The organism is Actinosynnema sp. (genome assembly GCF_052038725.1).
Map to the genome: position 1 here is coordinate 1 of NZ_JBQGCX010000409.1, position 2,934 is coordinate 2,934.

Below are 2,934 nucleotides of genomic sequence, written 5' to 3' on the forward strand. Positions count from 1 at the left end.
ACGCAGATGAGAGAGAGCTGATCGCCCGCCGCGGCGTGCCGAGTAACTCGGATCGGCTGATCTTCTCGGTGAAGGAGTGCGTCTTCAAGGCAATGACGGCGTGGGCCCCTATTCCCCTGAACTACGGCTCCGTCTCGGTGACTGGCATTGGGACAGACGGTCGTCTCGAGATGCGGATCCCCGACGCCCGACTCCGTCGCGAGGTCGAGGAGCGCGGGAACGTCCATGCCTGGTGGGACAGGCGCCTTGACGTAGCGCGAGTCTTCTTCTGCCTTTCCCAGTTATCGTCACGACCCTCCGTCTGTCCTGTACCTGAGACCAAGGGGCGGTGCCGGGATGACTAAGGCCGATCGACCCGCTACAAGCTATACGCCGCTGCACGTGGAGGAGTTCGCAACCGTCCTGGACGTCCCCAGTGACGATTGGGACCGGGTAGTCCCCGACGACGCGTTCTACGACTGCCATGCGTGGCTGGCGGCGGTCGAGCAGGACCGGACGGCTCGGCCGTCATACTGGGTAGCGCGATCACGAGGGTGTGTGGTCGGAGCCGCCGTGACGTATCGGGTGCATCTCGAGGGCCTGCCGATGGCGGACCCCGCGAAGAACCCGGCCACTCGGGACATCGGCCGCAACCTTCTCCTTGCGGGCTCCCGTCGTGGGTACCGAACGCGGCTGCTGACGGACCGATCGCTGACGGACCGAGATCGCGCCGACGTGATCGGCGCGCTGCTCGCGGCGGCTCGTCTCCGAGCGAGCGAGCACGGCCTCGACGGAGTTGGGTTCATGTACCTGAATGGCGATGACGCCAGGATGCTCGACGAGCAGTTCGACGCCCGCACCGTCGAGCTTGACCAGCAGGCGCAGCTCGACCTGCCGCTCGGAGGCTGGGAGGACTGGCTACAGTCGCTCTCTCGCAGGACCCGCTACACGGTCCGATCCGAGGGGCGGGCGTTCGAGGCCGCCGGATTGACCTGCGCACTCGAGGAGTTTGACGATCAGTCCATCCCAATTGTGGCCAATCTCGCGGCCGGCACGGAGGCACGGCACGGTCACCAGTCGACCCCCGCGTCGATCGAGCGAGTCTTGCGCCATCAGTACAAGGCGGCAGGAGATCTCGCCAGGCTATTCGTGACTAGAGATAGCCAGAATGAGCCTGTCGCGTGCAGCTTGCACTTTGAATGGCGGGGTGTGCTCTTCGCTCGCCTGTACGGGGCGGACCCCGCCCGCACAGCAGGGGTCGGAGAGTACTTCACTACCTTGTTCTACGCACCCATCTCACACGCATTGAAAACTGGACTCCGCGCTCTTCATCTGGGGACCGGTTCGCTCCGTGCCAAGGAGCTCCGGGGCGCGCGTCTCGAGGCCTCCTACGCGGCTGTCCTTCTCAAGAGCGAAAGAAGCCGCGAAGCCCTGCCAGTTGATGAATGACCAGCAGCCCTGGGTGCGGTAATCGTCGTGGGCCGAGCTGACCGACGGCCAGGGCCAGGACGATCAGGACGCGGCGCAGATGCTGGCTTCAGTACTAACCCCAGGGTCCCGTCATGAGAGTCGTGCGACGATACCAGTGCAGTACTCTTGCTGCGCGTGCGAGGGCGAACAGGACTCGCCAGGTGAGCAGCTGGAAGCCGACGGGCTTCGCGCCGCTCGACCAGGTCATCGCCGAGGGAGCGGCGCGCCTCAGGTGGCGTGTGACAGGGCCGTTCCGAGCGCACTCGGCTCACCATGGTCACTGGAACAATAGTCACCCCCAAAGACTCCTCATTGCGAGGTGTCGTCTAGGGGAAAGTGGTCGTCGAGCCGCCGTGCTGCGAAGTCGTGAGTATCTGTCCTCGCGCTTCACAGCCGACTTCACCCCTGTCGTGGGGATGGTCCCGCCCCATACAGGGTGAGTGTGCTGGTGGCGCTCCCCAGAGGAGTCGGTTCCCGCCTTGCTCCGCTCATAGGTGGTGATCAGAGCGTAGTCATCTTCGAACCCTGGGCTCGTTCTGCACACGTAATGCAACTCAGCGACCTCGGTGCTGTGACCCGCCCATCGGCCGCATGGTGGATCTTGACGCCAGCGTCCAGCCAGATGGTGATGGCGGCTCTCCGCGGCGTTTCGGCGGCATGTTGACGAGGGCGGACTTCGTCCCTGCTGGGAATACCTCCTCGCACGCCGGCCTCCAGAAGGCACTCCTGATGTTGCCCCAGCCGAGTCGTGCGCGTCCGGACGCGCTGGAGATCGTAGGTCGAACATCGCCGCAAAGAGGGTGTCGGAAGGACGTGTCATCGGTCCGTGCAAACAGGTCGTGGGGGAGTTCTCGCGAACTGCTGCGAACAGACTCGTGGGCGTGGTCCTCTGTGGACCTCCGAAGGCGCGACCCAAGGTGCGCATCTCAGGCTTCGGAACTTGCGGCGTCCATGATGGACGCTGTGTCGCCTTTGGAGGCACTGATGGGGTCAGACCTTGGTAGTGATGGGCTTGTTCTGCCGGGCTCGGGTGCCGAGCCCGCGCGCGTTCATCGGGTGAAGCGTCTTCCTGCCGCGGCAAGGTGCGCGTGGCTAGTGGCGGGCCTGTTTTCCCTACTAGCAGCCATGCTCGTGCCCATCGGCTCGTCCTCAGCGGCGGCCCGCCTGGCCGGTGTGGATCGGGAGAATGTGGCGGCTCAGGACATGTCGCCGTCATCCGCCCGACCTCCCATGGCTACAGCGGCGCCCGGGTCCGATCGAATCGTGACCCACACGTCAGTGTCGAAGACCTCTACCGACGGGTCGGGTAGGACCGAGACGACCCTGTACGGCAGTCCTGCCTTCCGACGGGTCGGCGGTGGCTGGAAGCCAGTGAACGCCACCGCTCGACTCGTTGGTAGTCGCGTTGTGGCCAACGCCTTACCCAGGCCGGTGCAGTTCGGAGGTAGCGATCTCGTCACGGTGCAGGCGCAGTCCGGTCCAGTT

Annotated in this window: 1 protein-coding gene; it reads left to right on the top strand. The window is 64.9% G+C overall.

Going from position 1 to position 2,934, the window contains the following annotated elements; all coding sequences use genetic code 11:
* Positions 1 to 381: 381 nt before the first annotated feature.
* Entirely contained in the window at positions 382 to 1,428 is a 1,047-nt protein-coding gene (locus ACTUAL_RS08240) for a GNAT family N-acetyltransferase (RefSeq protein ID WP_440899826.1), read from the top strand.
* Positions 1,429 to 2,934: the final 1,506 nt, after the last annotated feature.